The organism is Maledivibacter halophilus, from assembly GCF_900167445.1.
GTDB classification, from domain to species: domain Bacteria; phylum Bacillota; class Clostridia; order Peptostreptococcales; family Caminicellaceae; genus Maledivibacter; species Maledivibacter halophilus.
The window spans coordinates 1-18,924 of the sequence record NZ_FUZT01000021.1; the positions used below are offsets into that span (position 1 = coordinate 1).

An 18,924-nucleotide genomic window follows, 5' to 3' on the forward strand; every position below is an offset into this window, starting at 1 on the left:
TTAGTCGATTGTTAAATTCTACAATCGGCTTTTTTGCTATATTTCTGGCCGATAGGCCATTGTATTTTCCTCCACTATGTCGATATTAGTAATATACCACTAAAACCAAATACCAACATAGGGAGGTTGTTACCATGTTTTCTTTATCAGAATTTAAGCAACTAAATCTATTTGAACAATTTTCATCTTTAAAAGTACTTTCTTATGAAAAACCAGAGGTTTTTCTAAATTTAATTAAAGATAATTTTAATCTTGAATCTTTTATACCTGATGCTTTTCGTAACCATTATTACTCTAGTTTAGGTAGGAATAGAGACTATAATCTTTCTTCAATACTTGCAGCTTTATTATTTATGCATATGTTCAATATTCCTACAACTACTTTACTAACCCTATTCCTTCAATTTTCAAAGGTTCTCAGAGAGTTTTGTGGTTTTAATAATAAAGTCCCTGATGATTCCTTTTTTAGTAGATTCAAAATTAATTATGAAAAAGATATTTGCGATTTATTTAATTCTATGACCTCTTATGTCTTAGATATTTGTAATGAATTTGATGAATCTTTAGATGACGATTCACCTTTAAAAGGCTTAGCTTCAATACTTATTTATGATACATCTGGGTTAAAACCTAAGGTTAAAGAAAATAATCCTAAAACTTTGGCTTCTGAGATAAATAAGCAAAAAACCTATGCTAAAATCACTAATAATGAAATTTTCAATCCTTATGCTGCCGCATATAAAAACATGCCTAAACAAGCTGAGACTAATTCTTCTATTAAATTAGATTTTGTTAATGGTCATTTTGGTTATTTTTATAAATTTGGTATTCTTACTAATGGTTTTGGAATACCAATGCACATTAACTTTTTTGATGATGATTTTTATTCTTCTATAGACGATGTTTTTGATACTCCAGAGGAACAAAAATTTTCCTTTGATAATGCCTCTCTAAAGCCTGTAATAGACCAATTTTTTAAACATAATCCTAATAAAAAATTTATTAGTTTCCTTGGCGATAGTGAGTTTGATAGCTATAATAATTTTTCACTTTTAAAACATTATGGTTTTGAAAAAGTTTTTATCCCTATTAACACCCGCAATACTAATCGTGTTGATAATTCTGACTTAGAATTTGATGTATCCGGTGCTCCTCTTTGTCTTCTTACTAAAGAACCTTTTATTCCTGAAGGAATTTGTAGAGGAAAAAATAGAAGCCCTCGTTTAAAGTATAAATGTCCTAAAGCCCGTAGGGATAAAAAAGGTAAATGCTATCATACTTGTGAAAATCCATGTACATCTTCCAAAGCTGGAAGAATGCATTATGTTTATCCTGATAAAGACTTTAGACTTTATCCTGGCATTCAAAGAAATTCTGATGAGTGGAATTCTACTTATAAGCTTAGAACAACTATTGAAAGAACTATAGCTTCGCTAAAGAAAAATTCCTCTATTGCTTTTCCTATAACTTTAAACACAACCAGTATGAGAGCCAATTTATTTTTAACAGCCATAACTAAATTAATTAATGTTATAGTTGCTAACGCAATAAATAAACCACAATATTTTAGAAGTATCAGAAAGCTTTATAAATTAGCTTCTTAACACTATCCACAAGTTAATATTTTTTCACTATGCTACGCATTATTTTATATTAAAAAATTATGGGACTTAATAAATGCGTCCTTTTTTGTGCTTTTTTCTATGTTTTTTCAGTCTTTGTTGTGGATAACTCTTTAATTTATTTTACAATCCACTAAAGAAGTTATCATATTTGTAAAGGACAATGGATTAGGCATTGCCAGCGAAGATCTTCCTAATATTTTTCAACGTTTTTATAAAGGTAGCAAATCTAGCATTTCTAGTACAAAGAGCCGAGGGCTTGGATTATCTATAACAAAAGAAATTGTTGAATATCATGGTGGACATAGTAAAATAAATAAAGGTAGTACCTTCTATTTCTCTTTACCTATATATTAGAAGAATATTTCACATTTAAAATAATTTTTCAAATTTATCATAGATACTATTGAATTGTCCTTCTATATATGGTTACAATAAAGTAAGTGAAAAATATATTTTAGAACAAATTTACTATACAAGGAATTTCATAATTCAAATTTGGTACAATTGCATATTATACATAGTATGCTGTTAAAAAATTTAAAACTATATGTAATAGCAAAGTTTTACTTAAGGGAATTATACAAATTCCTCAATAAAGTTAAAAAATATAAAGGAGGAGCTCAATGAAATCATTTAATATCAACTCTCAAGACGAAAAATTGTTGAGTAAAAAATATTCTTTAAAAGAAGAAATAGCAAATAGCATTACCCATGGAATAGGAATTGTATTTAGTGTAGTGGCACTAACAATCCTTTTGGTTTTTGCTATTTGGAAAAAGAATCCTATTTCTATTGTCAGCTTTAGTATCTATGGATTGTGCTCTATTGCTTTATATACAGCCTCAACCCTTTATCACAGTTTTCGAAAGGAAAAGCTAAAAAGGATACTTAGAATATTTGATCATTCATCTATTTTCCTTTTTATAGCTGGTACCTATACCCCTATAGCTTTACTTTCTATGGAAGGATATTGGAGAATCGGAATATTAGTCGCAATATGGGTGATTGCAATTGTAGGTATCGTCTTTAAAATAATTTCTTATAATAAGTTAGATAAACATAAATTATTCTCCTTGATTCTTTATCTTGCTATGGGTTGGCTAGTTGTAATAGCAATCAAGCCTATGCTTGAGATTACCCCTATAAATTTTTTAATATGGCTTGTGGCAGGAGGATTATTTTATAGCCTTGGTACTATCTTTTACTCTAATAAAAAAATTCCTTTTAATCATGCCATTTGGCATATTTTTGTACTAGGTGGTAGTGTAATGCACTTTTTGGGTATATTCTTTTATCTTAGGTAAAACATAATGTAACCTGTTATGCTATTAATTCAATTGTTTTGGTTTGAAATATAAACTAGGGAGTTTTAATATTTCATTTTAGTAATTTTTACAAACCTGTTTTTTCCTTAAAAATTATATATAAAAACAGGTTTATAGCATGAACGAAAAGGAAATATTAAAACTCCCGATATACGAACTAGCACAACAGGTTAATATACAATTCTATTATCTCAATTACAAAAAGCTGTACTTTAAACTACCATATAGGGTTATAAGTACAGCTTCCATTAACTCCAAGATAAAAAATATATACTTTTCTATTCCCGTATTATGTATAAGTTTTTTAGAAGACTTCTAAATCAAAAATAGATTTTATTTCTTCCTCACTCAATTTTGATATAAGCGTTTGACCTGGTTTTATTACCGATTCTATTAATTCCTTTTTCTTTTCCTGGAGTCTAAATATCTTTTCTTCAATTGTTCCTTTTGTTATGAGCTTCATTACATGAACAGAGTTTTTTTGTCCAATCCTATAGGCCCTATCGGTGGCCTGCTGCTCAACAGCAGGGTTCCACCATGGATCAAAATGTATAACTGTATCGGCACCGGTTAAATTCAATCCCGTTCCTCCGGCTTTAAGGGATATTAAAAAAATATCTCCTTTTCCTTCATTAAACTCCCTAACAAGGTGCCCTCTTTTTTTAATATCCGTTGACCCATCAAGATATTTGTACTCAACACTATTTTCATCTAGCATATTTCTAATTATTCCAAGCATTGATGTAAATTGTGAAAACAATAAAATTCTATGTCCACTACTAATAGATTCTTTTATAAGCTCTTCTAGTAAAAGTAATTTTCCACTGGAACCTTTATAATTTTCAATAAACATAGCAGGATGGCAGCATATTTGTCTTAGTCGTGTTAAACCTGCTAAAATCTTGATATGACTTCTTTGAAAACCCTTGCTATTTATTTCTTCTTCAATTTCGCCCTTGATCTTTTGTAGATATGCAAGATATATTTTTTTCTGATCATCAGTAAATTCAGCAATTAGCTTGCTTTCAATTTTTTCAGGAAGTTCCTTTAATACATCCTTTTTAATTCTTCTCAACACAAAGGGTTTTATATGTTTACTTAGCTCAAGCAATGCATTATTATCCTTGTTCTTTACTATAGGGTTTTCATATTTTTTCTTAAATTTATTATAATTCAAAAGATATCCTGGCATTATAAAATCAAAAATTGACCATAGTTCGGTTAAAGAATTTTCTATAGGCGTACCTGTTAATGCAAAATAATTATTTGCTTTTATTTCCTTAACAGATTTAGCATTTTGTGATACAGGATTTTTTATATGCTGAGCTTCATCCAAAATACAATATCTAAATGATATACCTTCATACATATATATATCCCTTCTAATAAGTGGATAAGATGTAATTATAATATCGCATTTTTCAATGGTGCTTATTATTTCTTTTCTCTCTTCCTTTTTACCAGTCACTACAAGGGCTCTTAACTCTGGAGTAAACTTTTCTATCTCTGCCAACCAATTGTAAACCAATGATGTAGGTGCAATTATAATTGATGGACACATACCCTTTTCTTTCTTTTCCGATAATAAAAATGTAAGAACCTGTAGTGTTTTACCTAGCCCCATATCATCTGCCAAAATTCCGCCAAGCCCATAGCCAGATAATGTTTTAAGCCATTTAAAACCAAATTTTTGATATTTTCTTAATATATGATTTAAATTGTTTGGAACCTTATAATCCATATCTCCAGGCTCTTTAATATTTTGAACCAATTCTTTAAATTTAAGATTTCTCTTTACTGAGGTAATATTTGACTCCTTTAAATGTTCATCTATATATAATGCTCTATATTTAGGAATATTTATCATTTCTTTTTCAAAATCCTTTGAATCTAAATCTAAATATTCCATAAGCTTAGATATTTCATAAAGCTCTTTAATATCCAATGGTAAAAAAGATCCACCATTTAATCTATAATACTTCTTATTCTCTTTTATAGAATTAAATACATCATTAAGCTCGGAACTATCTATCCCATCAATTGAAAAATTAAATTCCAATAAATCATTTTCTATATTTAATCTTACTCCACCTGTAAATGAGCTAGAATCATGGATTTTTAACCCCTTAAAGCTTTCAGAATAATATACATCCGCAATTTCTTGTAGCTGTGGAAGCTTATAATATACAAAATCAAATATTCCATCCTCATCATCCAAATAAATATAATTATTACTAACTTTAAATTCAGCAGCTTCAAAATAACCTACTACTTCCTTCTCTCTAGCAATATCCCTTAGTAGTATTCTATCACTTCCACTTGTTTTTTCTTTTTCATTGAAGGCATTTATAGTAATATCTCCATATATAAATTTTATATCGGCAGTAATTTTCTCTTTTACTCTATCAAAAAATATCTCAGGCTTTATACCTGGATTATAAATGGAGTCCTTTACCCTTTCATCAATTTTTACCTTTCCTATCTTTTTTATAATTGGATATACTTCAGAAATAAATCTATCATTATACTTTTGTGAAATCTTAATTACATTTCTATTTTCCTTAAGAAGGGTTTTGTAAAAGGGTTTTAAATTTTCCCTCTGATATTTCGAAATTCTATATATTTTATTATTAGAAAAGACATATTCTCCATCGGTGACTAAGGGTATTAAAAGTTTACCCAAATCCACTTCAAGCTTTAAATCACTATCTTCTTTTGTAAAGAAAAATTCTATTTGTAAGTCCTCATGAACTATTTCCAAATCATCTACAATTATGCCATCAATAATTCCTTTAAAAGGTCTGTTCTTGACTATTTTAAAAAACCTCTTTATTACACTTTGAGATAGATATACCTTCTTTCCATTAAAAAGCGATGGATTTCTATAGGAATAGGCAAATTGTAATAGTGCTTCTTCATTATCATAAAGCTCTGTAAGCAAATCTATAATAGCCATATCCTCTTCTCTGAAGCAATGCAGCTTAGGGTCAAATGTAAATTCTTTACCATAATAAATTGTATCATTTGTTTTAATACTTTTAATAAGATTTTTTATACTCTTAACAACATATAGCTTTTCTTCTCCAATTTTCATACTTAGATATGTATCATTTAGAAGGCCATATCCATTACGAATAAACTCATATGTAATCTCTATATTTATAGGCATTTTTCGTGGAGCTTCTTTATAACTAAAAAAATCCAGTATATTTTTAGCAGCTTCATCTTCTTTTATATAATTATATTCTTTTTTGAAATTCTTCTCTAATATCTTCAAAAGCACAGCCGTTATATGCTTACAATAACCCCAATATTCGGTATAGGCCGGACAATCACAAACAGCATTTTCTAGATACCCATCCCTATCAAAGGTAGCTTTTACAGTATAGTCATAAGAACCTTCTACCTCTGCAAAAAATGTATAGGCCCCTTCATCAAAAAAAAATCTCTTCACCCTGTTTTCTAAATAATACTTTTCTCCCCTTATAAATGTAAGCTCATTGGTAGCCATATCTTTAATATCTTTTCTTGTTAAATAAATCATAATACCCTCCACAACAAATTGACAGCAAAAATAATTAGACTATCTTTGTTTCTTATATCCATGATTATAAACATTATTTTATAAATTATATCATATCATAGTAAATTCTATAATTGTATTCTTTAAAAATAATTATTATATTTTCTGTATTATTCCAGAAATATAATTATAATTTACAAACATTAAACCATGATATAATTTGAAATAACTAGACTATTTAAATTTATGATAAAGATAAACAAATTTTAAAATATAAAAAGGTGGAAGTAATATGACTGTAGATAAGATTCTAAAAAAATATAGTGATGAACTAGAGACTTTAGTTTTCGACCATTTCACCAGTGAAACTGCTTTAGCTATTGGCCAATCTATTATTGATACCGCCAGGAATAATAAATATAAAATAGCTGTTGATATAAGTAGATTTAATCATCAATTATTTCACTACTCCTTCGATGGGACTACTCCCGATAAAGATTTATGGATTTATCGTAAAAAAAATGTGACTTTACATTTTTATACCAGTTCAATTTATATGGCTTATAAACTAAAACATGACAATACAACTCTTACAGAAAAATATGGATTGTCAAATGAAAAGTACTCAGCCACTGGAGGAGCAGTTCCCATTGTAGTTAAGAATATTGGTGTAATAGGTGCAATAACTATAACTGGTTTAACACCTGAGCAGGATCATGATTTAGTCGTATCAGCAATAAGAAATTATTTAAAAGATTTAGAATAAAGGAGATGAGCTAAATGGACTCAACATTTAATGTTCCAACTAAAATACACTTTGGTGCCGGGGAAATAGAAAATTTGTCTCAAATTGCTAAAACATATGGGAAAAAATGTTTATTGGTTACTACTGAAAATATATATCCTTTAAATGAACTTTTCTCAAAGATAAAGGGTTTATTAACAGAACATGGTTTTGAGGTAGTTCATTTTGATAAAGTAATACCTAATCCTACAACTGAAGTTGTAGAAAAAGGAATTAAAATCCTTAATGAAAATAATATAGATTTTGTTTTATCTGTAGGTGGGGGATCTAGTATAGATACAGCAAAAATTATTTCTTTACTTAATGGACTTGATAAAATCGATTGGAAAAATATGTTCGATACCTATAATAATCCACAGGGCACTTATAAATCCTTATCTCCCAAATATATTCCTCACATTGCAATACCAACTACTGCCGGAACCGGTTCTGAAGTAACACAAGCTGCAGTAATCTCCATGGGAGAAGAAAAAAACACCATTTTTCATCAGGATAATTATTCCGACACTGCTGTACTTGATCCAAATTTATTAATAACCTTACCACAAAAATTAACTGCTTCAACTGGTTTCGATGCTTTTTGTCACGCTTTTGAAAGTTACATTCACTCTAACACTTCTCCATTTGGTGAATTAGCATCCCTTGAGGCTATTAAAACAATAAAGGAATATCTCGTAAAATCAGTAGAAAACCTGGAAAATGTTGAATATAGGAAACAATTATTGTATGCTCAAACATTAGCAGGTATAGGATTATCCAATGCTGGAGCCTCTGCACCCCATCCCCTTAGTGAAATTATAGGAGGCATTACCCATATTAGCCATGGTGAAGCTTTAGCACTTGTTTTTCCTGAATTTCTACGTAATAAATATCATTTAAATATACAAAAATTTGCTAAAGTAGCTAAAATTTACGATGAATCCTTAAACTCAATATCTGATGAAAAAGCAGCAGCTAAATTAGGGGATATTATTGAAAATTTCCTTAAAGAAATTGGACTTTACTACAAATTTGAAGATTATAATTTGACAGATGAGCAGTTCAAAGCTATAATTGATTGCCCAATTCTTGGATTTTTACCTTTTGGAACTAAGGAAGAACTGCAACAAATTATTTTAGATTCAAAGGAATTAAGATAGTAAGCGCCTAATCAGGCACTTTTTTATAGCATGACGAAAATTATAATAATATTATATAAAAAAGCTAGGACGATATTAGATTTATCTATCCTAGCTTTTGCTTTTCTGTATTTTATAATAATTCAAATCCCGCTGTAAAATGCCTTAATGATGTTATCGGCCCTTCATATACAAGCTTCATTCCCTTGTATTGGTCTCGGTTTTTATATATTTCACCAAGGGCATTAGCAATTACATCCATATGGCTATTTGTATAAACCCTCCTGGAGATTGCAATTCTCATTGTTTCCAGTTCGGGCCATATTGGCTCTCCTGTTTCCTTATCCTTTGATCCAAAGGCACATGCTCCTAATTCTACTGCACGTACTCCTGCTTCTTTATATAAAGCACAAACCAGTCTCTGGGATGGAAATTCATATTGCGGAATATGAGGAAAGAATCTTCTCCCATCTACATATACTCCATGGCCACCGGTAGGTTCAACTATTGGTACTCCTTTTTCTTGTAATTTATCTCCTAGATATTTTACTTGATTTATACGGTACTCAAGATATTGTTCATCACAAACTTCCTGAAGCCCTACAGCTAATGCTTCCATATCTCTTCCTGACATACCTCCATAGGTTATGAATCCTTCGTGAACAATTGCCAATTGGTTTGCAAGTCCAAATACTTCTTTATTTCTTGTTACAAAAAGTCCACCTATATTAACAAGACCATCTTTTTTTGAACTCATAGTGGCTGTTTCACAATATGAGAACATTTCCCTTGTTATTTCTTTAATAGACTTATCCTGATACCCTTCTTCCCTTTGCTTAATAAAATATGCATTTTCTGCAAGCCTTGCACTATCCATAACTACGGGAATATTATGTTTTTTAGCAAGTTCACTTACTTCTCTAATATTCTGCATGGAAACCGGTTGTCCACCATTATTATTGCAAGTAACAGTTATAATAACTACTGATATGTTTTCTGCACCTTTTTCATCTATTAGTCTCTGCATTTTATTAATATCTATATTTCCCTTAAACGGATGGGAAGCACTTCCTGCATCCTTACCTTCATCTATAACATAATCAACTGCTAAAGCTCCTAAAACCTCGGCATTTCCCCTAAATGTATCAAAGTGCATATTTCCAATGGCATATTTACCTTCTTTAGCATAAATTTTTGCCATAATATAATCTGCTGCCCTTCCCTGATGGGTTGGCTGTACATAAGGCATCCCAAAAACATCTTGAACAGATTCCTCTAATCTATAAAAACTCTTACAGCCTGCATAGGATTCATCTCCCAACATTAAAGCTGACCATTGATGACTGCTCATAGCCGATGTTCCACTATCTGTTAAGCAGTCCACATAAACATCTTCCGCTCTAAGTCTAAAAGCATTGTATCCGGCTTCCTTAAGATATTTCTGTCTTTGCGCCTTTGTAGTTTTTCTGATAGGTTCTACCATTTTAATTCTAAAGGGTTCCGCTGTCATGAATTTCATAGTCTTTCTCCTCTCGTAATAAAACTAATTTGACCTGTTGTGCTAGCAAATTGGATATTTAGTTCTAAGTTTGATTTAAGGGATTTTAATATGGTAAATACACAACGAGTTAATTTATTCTAAGATTAATAAGATCACCTTGTTTAGCCTCACCAGACTCTTCTAATTCAACTGTTTTTCCTTTTAAATTAGTAATAACAACTGCGGTTATTAAAGATGGTATTTTATCTTTAATATTATCAATATCTACATCAAGCAATAAATCCCCCGACGCTACCCTATCTCCAGTATTAACATGAAGCTTAAAACCTTCACCATTAAGATTTACAGTATCTATACCAAAATGTATCAGCACCTCATACCCATCATCTGATTTTATTCCAATAGCATGTTTAGTAGGAAATATAGACATTATTTCTCCCTTTACTGGAGAATAGACCTTTCCAATAGTTGGGTCAATACAAAAGCCATCTCCCATCATCTTTTCTGAAAAAACTGGATCAGGAGCTTCGGTAATTGGCTTAACTATACCAGTTAATGGTACTGACCACGATAATTCTTTCTTCTTTTTTAAAAATTTTTTAAGCATTTTTCCACCACCTTAAAGCAAGGTAAATTTCTAATTATTCTAAGTTAAATTTTCTGGCTGCTGTATCAATTGCCTCTCTACAAGCCTTTACTCCCGCTGTAATTCCATCGGGATGTTTAAATATAGCTGATGAAAGAACTATTACATCAGGGTTACACTCTATTAATGGCTCCATATTGTTATGTCTTAAGCCTCCATCAATTGCCAACTCGCATTTTGGATTTTTTTCGTCGATTAATTTTCTAGCTCTTTTAACAAGATCCACTGCACTCCTGCGCCATCCCCAATTATCCTTTCCGTCGGTTTCATCTACTCCATGTACAACTAAATGCAATCTATCTATATCATAAATTGATTCTTCAACAAAACATAATGGTGTATAGCATCCAAGGGTTAAACCAAATTTTATGCCAAATTCTCTACAATAATTGATAATATAAGCTAATTGTGCTCCAATAAAATGTTCAGCCGGTAGTATTAACATATCCGTCCCTACATCAGCTAGCTTTTCTATAAATAATCTATCACAGGTCTCTGTATAAAAATGACATTCAATCATGTTATCAGTAACAGGTCTAATCCCTTGTATAATTTGATGTCCTCCCATTAATTGCTGATTCTTTAAATCATGCATATCGGCAGCATCTGAGTGGACATAATCTGCACCTGCTTCAACGGCTTCCTTTACAACGCCTGCAATATTTCCATAATTTACATGGGCTAATCCTGCTGCAATTTTTATATGTTTCATATGATCACTCCTTATTTTTCTTTCTTCATTGATAGTCTAACATAATATTTTTTTCTCTGCTGTAAAAGTAATTACCACTATTTATGGAACTTTCTTAAATTTTTATCATTCTGCTTTTCATATATATCTCTAAGTATTTTAGAAAATTTATCCATATCTTCATTTACTAATACTGTTGGCAATACAACTATCTTACTATCAGATTCTTCTAGTTTTTGAGTTGTTATTATTAAATCCACTTCATGGTGATTAATGTCATCAATCATAGAAATTGGAATAACTTTTTTAACTTTAAGCTGATTGAAATTGTTCCTTAGAATTTCTATCATGAGTTTAATCTCACTATAACTAGAATGATAAACAATATAAGTAGAAATAGATTTTTTGCTACGCTCTATAGCAGCAGCTATATGAAGAGCAATATACCCAACCTCTTCGATAGGAATTTCATAACTGTAATATTCTTCAAATATTGATTTACTCTTTAAAGCAATTTCAAAGGGTTCAGCATAATTCTTTTTTATTTCATCAACTAAGGTATTATGAAAATCTAAACCATATTTGATTTTATTTGTAACAGACTTTAAATGATGTATCAGTCCATTATAAAAGGTTTCTTCATCGGATATATGATAACTCTCCTTTGTAAGTTCAATTATATCTTTAGCTACAATTTTATTTATAACTAACATTTTTTCACTGATATTCCAATCAATATCATCAAAATGGGTTTTAGATACTATTGTAATTCCAAACAAATAGCCTATTTCTTCTACTGGAACTATAGTATTAAATTCCCTTTCTATCTCATGTGCAACATCAATCATCTTTTCATATTTGTCTAATTCCTGTAGATCCTTTAATGTGGATTCCTTCATTTTCACATACTTTTTATCCATCATTCTGGAAATTGCCAAAGAATATTTCACAGTCAATCTACTTAAATCAGTAGCTGTAAATTTAATATTGAATTTGTCTTCCAGTCCTAAAATAATATTATTTACTTTCTCATAATCCAACCCTAAAATATCCTCTTTTTGACAATATGAAAAATAGTTAATGGCGGCATAATTTGAATCGCTATATTCACTGGTTTTTTCAACTGCATCCAGCATTTCATCGTAATCTTCACTTAAAAAGAATAGATCAAACATAGCCTTTCTAATTCTTTTTTCACCAGCCTTAAGAATTAATCCTTTCCTTTTATCCGCTACAACATCTATATCCCTTTCCTTTAACCATTCCTTAACTTTTTCTAAATCTTTATAAACAGAAGGCCTGCTTATAAAAAGCTCATTTTGCAAAGTGCTCGTTGTAATTTTTTTATTGCTTGTAAGGAGCTGATTAAGAATATATAACTGTCTGTCCCTGGATGTATAATGAGAACTCATTTGTTTATAGGATTTAACATTAGTAATCATCTTTAACTTTGCTTTTTCATCACCTTCAATATAAATGCCTACACCTGTTTTTTTAATAAGTCTCAAATTATTTTCAGATAATAATTTTCCCACACTCTTTAAATCATTTCTAATGGTTTTATTTGAAACCTTTAATTTATCAGCAACATAAGCAATGGTTTTTATTTCATTATCATTAAGCAATATCTTAATAATTTGAGGTATCCTGGCATTCATAATATCACCTCTTATAATTTCAATCTTTTTTATAGAGTTTACATAGTAAAACTTAGTTTATACATGTGCAAATACTCACTGCTTTTTGGGATTTTTTGATGTATAAACTTACTTTTGAATTTGTTTTACTATATATCTAGCTTAATAATTTAATTGCTTCTGCATATATAAGAAGGGCTTTTTCAAAATCCTTTAAATTAATGTTTTCATTTGGTTTATGGGAATTTGCTCTATGGGTGGAAAATGTGGGGCCAAAAGCAACTCCCTGCTCTAATGTTCTTGCATAGCTTGCTGCTCCTTTGGAAAAAAGCTGTGCTTCCTCTTTAGTAATATTATGATAGGCCTTCTTTAAAGCACAAATCAAAATGCTATCTGAAGATACATATAACAGAGGCATCTCTTTTATTGTAATTAACTCCAACTTGTTTTTAATTCCTATTTCCTTAAGTCTGTTAATGACTTTTTCATATTCTACTCCTTTACCATATCTGTAATCAAAGGAAATAATACAGGTCTCATCATTTAATAGTACATAGGAAAGATTATTAGTTGTAATTCCTGTCTCCTCATCATTATAATAAAGCCCAAGCTTTTCTCCATGTATAGAATCAACAAAATAGCCATTTAGAAAATCTATTAATTCCTTTGCCCTTTTATCTAGACCATCGATAGTTTTAAAATCTTTTACAAATTTAAAAATAGCATTTTCTCCTCTATGGGGATTCCTTCCCATCGCTGATATACCTCTATAAACAATTTTGACACCATTATCATCAATATAATTATCTATATTATCCGATAAAATTTCTAATAGCTTTTCCGGATAATGAGTTTGAACATATATTTCCACTTCTGAACAAACCTTAGTAATATCTTCTTTAGCTTTGATTGAAACAATATTATAAATTCCATCATTAGTAGCTTTTCTTAAACCCTGGTAATTATAATAGCTAATTCCCTTTTCACAATTGACAATAGGAAAATCACCATCGGGAGAAAAACCATATATCGGCATTTTATTATATCTAAAATAATGACTCATACATTCCCATGTAGTTTCTTCTGCGCCTCCAAGGATAAGCCTGATTTTTTTATTAGGTTTATAGCCAAGCTCCTTTAATATTTTTAATAGATACAAACATCCAAGCATAGGACCTTTATTATCATTTATACCGCGTCCATACCAAAAACCATTCTTTTCTATTAATTCAAAAGGTTTACTATTCCACTTGTCTTCCTCCTGAATTCCTACTATATCCAAATGACCTAATATTCCCAATACTTCCTCTCCATATCCATATTCAATATGCATCGCATAGCCATCAAAGTCCCTTACAGTAAATCCTTCTCTTTTTGCAAATTCAATCATTTTATTAAAGCATTTCCTGATTCCTAATCCAAAGGGAGCTCCTACTTTTTTAGTTGTTAAATCCCTCTTTGAATTAATTTCAATAAGCTGGGAAAGATCCCTTTTAATATCACCTCTATAGCTATGAAGCTTTTCTAATATTTTACCAGTATCCATTAATTTCACCTCTTAGAAGTATAAAAACAGAATCGATACTTTTACCTTCTAAATTTTTATTTTTAAATTTCAAGCAGTAAAGTTATAAGAGGCCTTCTTTAAAAAAGAAGGCTCTTTTTTAATCGTTGCTTGAATCAGTATTTAATGCTTCTTTTACAGCAGTAGCAATCGAAATTACCCTTGGACCATATATTATCTGAAAACCTTTGTTATTTCTTACAACTCCATGGGCTTCCAGTTTTTCAACCCAAACCGAATTATCAGAAACTAAAGACTTATCCTTTACGCTAACCCTTAATCTTGTAGCACAATTACTAACACTTTCTATATTATCCTCTCCACCAAGATTTTCAATAATGCCTTCTATTAAATTATTAGCTTTTTCCTTTTTATTTTTTTGTTTTTCTTTATAGTCCCTTTTATTAAATAATTTTATATTGCCTTCATTCCTTCTACCTGGTGTAGGAATATTAAATTTTAAAATTGCCCATTTGAATAGGAAGAAATATGCAGCAAAATAAGCTGGTACTAATAGGAATAAAGACAGTGCATGGACTTTATGGGGTTGAAATAAATTTGGTATCATAAAGAACAATGCATGACCATTAATTGAAACCTTTGTTATTTCTGCCAATACATATGCTAGACCTGATAGCGGCACATGGATTAAATAATAGAGTAATGGGTTAACAAATAAGAATGTATATTCAATTGGCTCAGAAATACCAACAAACATTGCTGTTAATGCAGCAGGAAGAACAATTGAAGCAACCTTCTTTTTATTTGCTGATTTAGCAGTTGCATATATTGCTGCAGCCGCACCGGGAAGCCCACCAAATTGAAATAAAATTCTGCCTGTTGTAAAATTACGTACTATATAACCAGTTGCCTCCGCTGAACCAGCTTGTCCAACAATAATATTTCTAACTCCTTCATATACAATCCCACCTATCTCCATGGTTCCACCAACACGTGTATATTCAATAGGGAATGCTATCAAATGGTGAATTCCAAATGGCAGTAGAGCTTTGTCCGTTGCACCGAAAAGGAAGGTTCCAAACAATCCTGATGTTGTAATTAGTTTAGTAAGACTTTGTAGCCCAGCAGCAACTATTGGCCAAATATAGTAAGTGGCAATTCCTAAGGGGATTGAGAATAAAGTAATGAGTATAATCACATATCTTGGACCACTGAAAAAGGAAAATACAGTTGGGAGCTCCTTCTTATACCATTTGTTGTGAATAGCAGCAGTAACAATACCAGTTATAATTCCACTAAAAATTCCCATATCAAAGGTGAATATTCCTGCAATATTTTTCCAGAGGGCATTATAGTTTTGTGCCTTTGTCATTGCCCATCCCAGATTATTAACTAAATGGTCTACAGTAGTAGTATCTGCATTCCATCCCTGAGCTCCAGCATAAGTACTTATAACAGTATTAAAACACATAAACATTACAAAGCCGCTAAAAGCAGCCCAGCCTTTTTCCTTTTTAGCCAATCCAAAAGCAACACCTATTGCAAACCAAAATGGCAAATAGCTCATAATCATAAAACCTATGCTAGCAATAACGGAAAAAATTGTATGCAAAAAAGTCCCTTCGGTTAGAATATATGCAGTAAATGAGCTTGCAATACTAACATAAAAGCCTACCAGTACAAGTAAAATAATTGGAATCATCATTGAACCTGCGAATGCTTGTAATTTTTCTCTCATGACCTCACCTCATTTATTTAGTATGACACATAATTTTACTGAAAAATTCAATTTTTTACTATTTTATTAATTATCGATAATTAATTTATATTTATAATTATACAGCTGAAAACGTTTTTGTTGAACATTTCACTTGTAAAACTAATTGCCACATTAAAACGGTAAGTTTTAACTGAAATTTACCACAAGTAAGTTTCAAGAGTAAGCTGAGCATCGTTCATAATGTTTATATGTACCTTCTATTTTGTACCTCCTGCATCAACGTTAATTATACCATCCATAAAATTACTCCTTAATCAATAGCTATTGCTATATTGTTTGTATTTATTCTTTCCTCTACAATTTTCAAATTATGTCTAGTTGGATGCACCATGTTCCCTGTTGGTTAGTAATATAAAGGCTTTATTAAACTTTTTATCAATTAGCATAGAAGTCCCGGTAAATTCTGTATGATATTATTCAAAACTAATATATTTATAGCATAAAAATAAACCCTTAAATTGTATTAATCTAAGGGTCTTAGGATATGACCAAAATAATATTGTATTGTCTTAATATAAATCTATATTTTAATTATTCTTCTTCAAATTTAGCTTTGAAAGAGCCTGGGCTAAAGCATTATTAAAGGGCTCATCCTTTGATTTTTTTTGTTCCTTAATATATTTGCTTACATCCTTCTTTGAAGCTTTATTTGTTTCTTTTTTCTTTCTTTTATTAAATGAAGAAAGCTTTTCTTTATAGCCACATCTGCAAACAAATATTTTTCCTTCTCCTTCACCACAGAGCTCCATTTTTTTATGACAGTTTGGACATCTTGCATTAGTTATCTTAGAAATACTTTTTCTATACCCGCATTCCCTATCTTGGCATACAAGCATCTTACCTTTCTTGCTATTAACCTCTAACATAAATTTATCACACTGGGGGCATCTGTTTCCTGTAATATTATCGTGTTTAAACTTTTCTTGACTATTTTTTATCTCATCTACAATTTCCTTGGAGTAATCCTTCATATCATTTATAAAGCTATTCTTTTTAAGAAGCCCCTTTGAAATAGAGCTTAATTTTTGCTCCCACTGTGCTGTTAATGTAGGAGATTTTAAATCCTCCGGAACTAAATCAAGGAGCTGCCTTCCCTTTGACGTAGTGAAGATGTTTTTTCCCTTCTTTTCAATTAAAAATTTATCGTACAGCTTTTCTATAATATCGGCCCTTGTGGCAACTGTGCCAAGTCCCCCTGTTTCTTCTATTGTTTTAAGAAGTTTTCTATTTTCACTCTTCATATATTTCCTTGGATTCTCCATGGCCGAAAGCAAACTTCCTTCGTCAAATGGTTCTGGTGGTTTAGTTTCTCCTTTGGTTTGAGAAATACTGGATATTTTCAGTTCGTCTCCTTTATTTACATTCGGTAATATTTGATCTGATATATCCTCATTTGATCCATCCTCTTCAAAATTCCCATTATAAACTTCCTTCCAGCCCTGAGATATAACGATTTTTCCTTTTGCAGTGAAAGTTTCATCTTTAATTTTGGCTTTTATTATCTTTTGCTCATATTCAAAAGGGGGATATAAAACAGCTAAAAATCTTTTAACAACCAAGTCATAAATCCTTCTTTCCCTGTCATTTAAAGAGCTTAGAATCACCCCTTGTTCAGTAGGAATAATTGCATGATGATCCGATACCTTTTTATTATCAACAAAGGATTTATTTGTTTTTATAGGCTTTTTTAAAATCTTAAAGGCGGCCTTTGAATACTCTCCAACACCACAAGCTTTGACCCTTTCCCTTAAAGTATCTATTATATCTGTAGTTATATATCTAGAATCAGTTCTTGGATAGGTTAGCAACTTATGACTCTCATATAATCTTTGCATAATAGATAAAGTCTCCTTAGGAGAATAACCAAATATCCTATTTGCATCTCTTTGAAGTTCAGTAAGATCATATAAGCCATTGGAATATTTTTTCTTATAGGTTTTCTTTACTTCTATAACTTGAGCATTTTTTCCTTTTATTGATCTAAGTATTTTATCGCATTTATCCTTATTAAAAATTCTATTATTATTAGTTCTATTATCCTGCCAAATTAGCTTTAACCCATTGCTTATGGCCTCAATACCATAAAAGGTTTTTGGCTTGAACTTTTTTATTTCTTCTTCTCTCTTTGAAATTATTGAAAGGGTAGGTGTCTGAACCCTTCCACACGAAAGTTGGGCATTGTACTTACAGGTCAAAGCACGAGTAGCATTAATCCCTACATACCAATCAGCCTGAGCTCTAGCAAGGGCAGAAGCATAGAGATTCTCATATCCCCTACCTGGTTTAAGGTTTTTGAAACCTTCTTTAATAGCTTTATCAGTAACAGAAGATATCCATAGACGTTTTATTGGTTTCTTTACACGGGATTTTTCAATTATCCATCTAGCCACAAGCTCCCCTTCACGACCTGCATCTGTGGCAATAACTATTTCTTCAACATCCTTTCTATTCATCTGCTTTTTGACGATATTGAACTGCTTTCCACTTCTCTTTATAACCACAAGTTTTAAGGGAGAAGGTAGCATTGGTAAATCCTCAAGTCTCCATGCCTTATATTTCTCATTATAAATCTCAGGATCTCCCAATGTAACTAAATGCCCCAAAGCCCAAGTTACTATATATTTTTTACCCTCTATATACCCATTGCCCTTTTTATTGCAGCTTAACACCCTAGCTAAATCCTTTCCAACAGAAGGTTTTTCAGCTAAAACCAATGTTTTATTCATATTAACAATCCTCTCGCATAAA

The 18,924-nt window shown here is 30.8% G+C and carries 13 protein-coding genes; 5 read left to right on the top strand and 8 right to left on the bottom strand.

Annotated elements, in window-relative coordinates; translation table 11 throughout:
* Positions 1-134 precede the first annotated feature (134 nt).
* The 3 genes from B5X81_RS24655 (at position 135) to trhA (ending at position 2,929) form a co-directional block, all read left to right on the top strand.
* The gene (locus B5X81_RS24655; RefSeq protein WP_079490840.1) at positions 135-1,604 is read left to right on the top strand and encodes a transposase; all 1,470 of its coding nucleotides are present in this window, start codon (positions 135-137) and stop codon (positions 1,602-1,604) included.
* Positions 1,605-1,769: 165 nt separating this feature from the next.
* On the top strand, positions 1,770-1,979 hold the full coding sequence (locus tag B5X81_RS28870) for an ATP-binding protein (protein ID WP_408606853.1): 210 nt from the start codon (positions 1,770-1,772) through the stop codon (positions 1,977-1,979).
* A gap of 269 nt (positions 1,980-2,248) precedes the next feature.
* Positions 2,249-2,929 carry a PAQR family membrane homeostasis protein TrhA gene (gene trhA / locus B5X81_RS24665; RefSeq protein WP_170917599.1) on the top strand — a complete coding sequence of 227 codons (681 nt, stop codon included), beginning with the start codon at positions 2,249-2,251 and terminating at the stop codon, positions 2,927-2,929.
* Between the two features lie 325 nt (positions 2,930-3,254).
* Here trhA and B5X81_RS24670 read toward each other — a convergent pair whose 3' ends face one another.
* Positions 3,255-6,494: a DEAD/DEAH box helicase gene (locus tag B5X81_RS24670; protein ID WP_139380466.1), complete on the bottom strand. Its 3,240-nt coding sequence runs from the start codon at positions 6,492-6,494 to the stop codon at positions 3,255-3,257.
* Positions 6,495-6,765: 271 nt separating this feature from the next.
* On the opposite strand from B5X81_RS24670, the gene B5X81_RS24675 reads away from it, so the two are divergent.
* Both B5X81_RS24675 and B5X81_RS24680 read left to right on the top strand, forming a co-directional pair.
* Positions 6,766-7,239 (top strand): heme-degrading domain-containing protein, encoded by a 474-nt coding sequence (locus B5X81_RS24675; RefSeq protein ID WP_079495694.1) that lies wholly within the window; start codon positions 6,766-6,768, stop codon positions 7,237-7,239.
* Positions 7,240-7,253: 14 nt separating this feature from the next.
* Positions 7,254-8,417, top strand: a complete 1,164-nt coding sequence (locus tag B5X81_RS24680) for an iron-containing alcohol dehydrogenase (RefSeq protein WP_079495695.1) — start codon at positions 7,254-7,256, stop codon at positions 8,415-8,417.
* 112 nt (positions 8,418-8,529) lie between these two features.
* On the opposite strand, the gene B5X81_RS24685 is transcribed toward B5X81_RS24680, so the two are convergent.
* The 7 genes from B5X81_RS24685 to B5X81_RS24715 all read right to left on the bottom strand — a co-directional run bounded on the left by B5X81_RS24685 (position 8,530) and on the right by B5X81_RS24715 (position 18,902).
* A complete protein-coding gene (locus tag B5X81_RS24685; protein WP_079495696.1) occupies positions 8,530-9,915 on the bottom strand; it encodes a tryptophanase in 1,386 nt (461 codons plus the stop codon).
* A 109-nt stretch (positions 9,916-10,024) separates the two neighbouring features.
* The gene (locus B5X81_RS24690) at positions 10,025-10,504 is read right to left on the bottom strand and encodes a PTS sugar transporter subunit IIA (protein ID WP_079495697.1); all 480 of its coding nucleotides are present in this window, start codon (positions 10,502-10,504) and stop codon (positions 10,025-10,027) included.
* A gap of 34 nt (positions 10,505-10,538) precedes the next feature.
* Positions 10,539-11,255, bottom strand: coding sequence for a ribulose-phosphate 3-epimerase (locus B5X81_RS24695; protein ID WP_079495698.1), 717 nt, complete (start codon positions 11,253-11,255; stop codon positions 10,539-10,541).
* Positions 11,256-11,332: 77 nt separating this feature from the next.
* Entirely contained in the window at positions 11,333-12,892 is a 1,560-nt protein-coding gene (locus B5X81_RS24700) for a BglG family transcription antiterminator (protein WP_079495699.1), read from the bottom strand.
* Positions 12,893-13,028: 136 nt separating this feature from the next.
* Positions 13,029-14,417: a Sapep family Mn(2+)-dependent dipeptidase gene (locus B5X81_RS24705; RefSeq protein ID WP_079495700.1), complete on the bottom strand. Its 1,389-nt coding sequence runs from the start codon at positions 14,415-14,417 to the stop codon at positions 13,029-13,031.
* Positions 14,418-14,535: 118 nt separating this feature from the next.
* Complete coding sequence (locus B5X81_RS24710) at positions 14,536-16,134, bottom strand: PTS transporter subunit EIIC (RefSeq protein ID WP_079495701.1); 1,599 nt, start codon at positions 16,132-16,134, stop codon at positions 14,536-14,538.
* A 569-nt stretch (positions 16,135-16,703) separates the two neighbouring features.
* Positions 16,704-18,902: a DNA topoisomerase III gene (locus tag B5X81_RS24715; RefSeq protein ID WP_079495702.1), complete on the bottom strand. Its 2,199-nt coding sequence runs from the start codon at positions 18,900-18,902 to the stop codon at positions 16,704-16,706.
* Between the last annotated feature and the right edge of the window lie 22 nt (positions 18,903-18,924).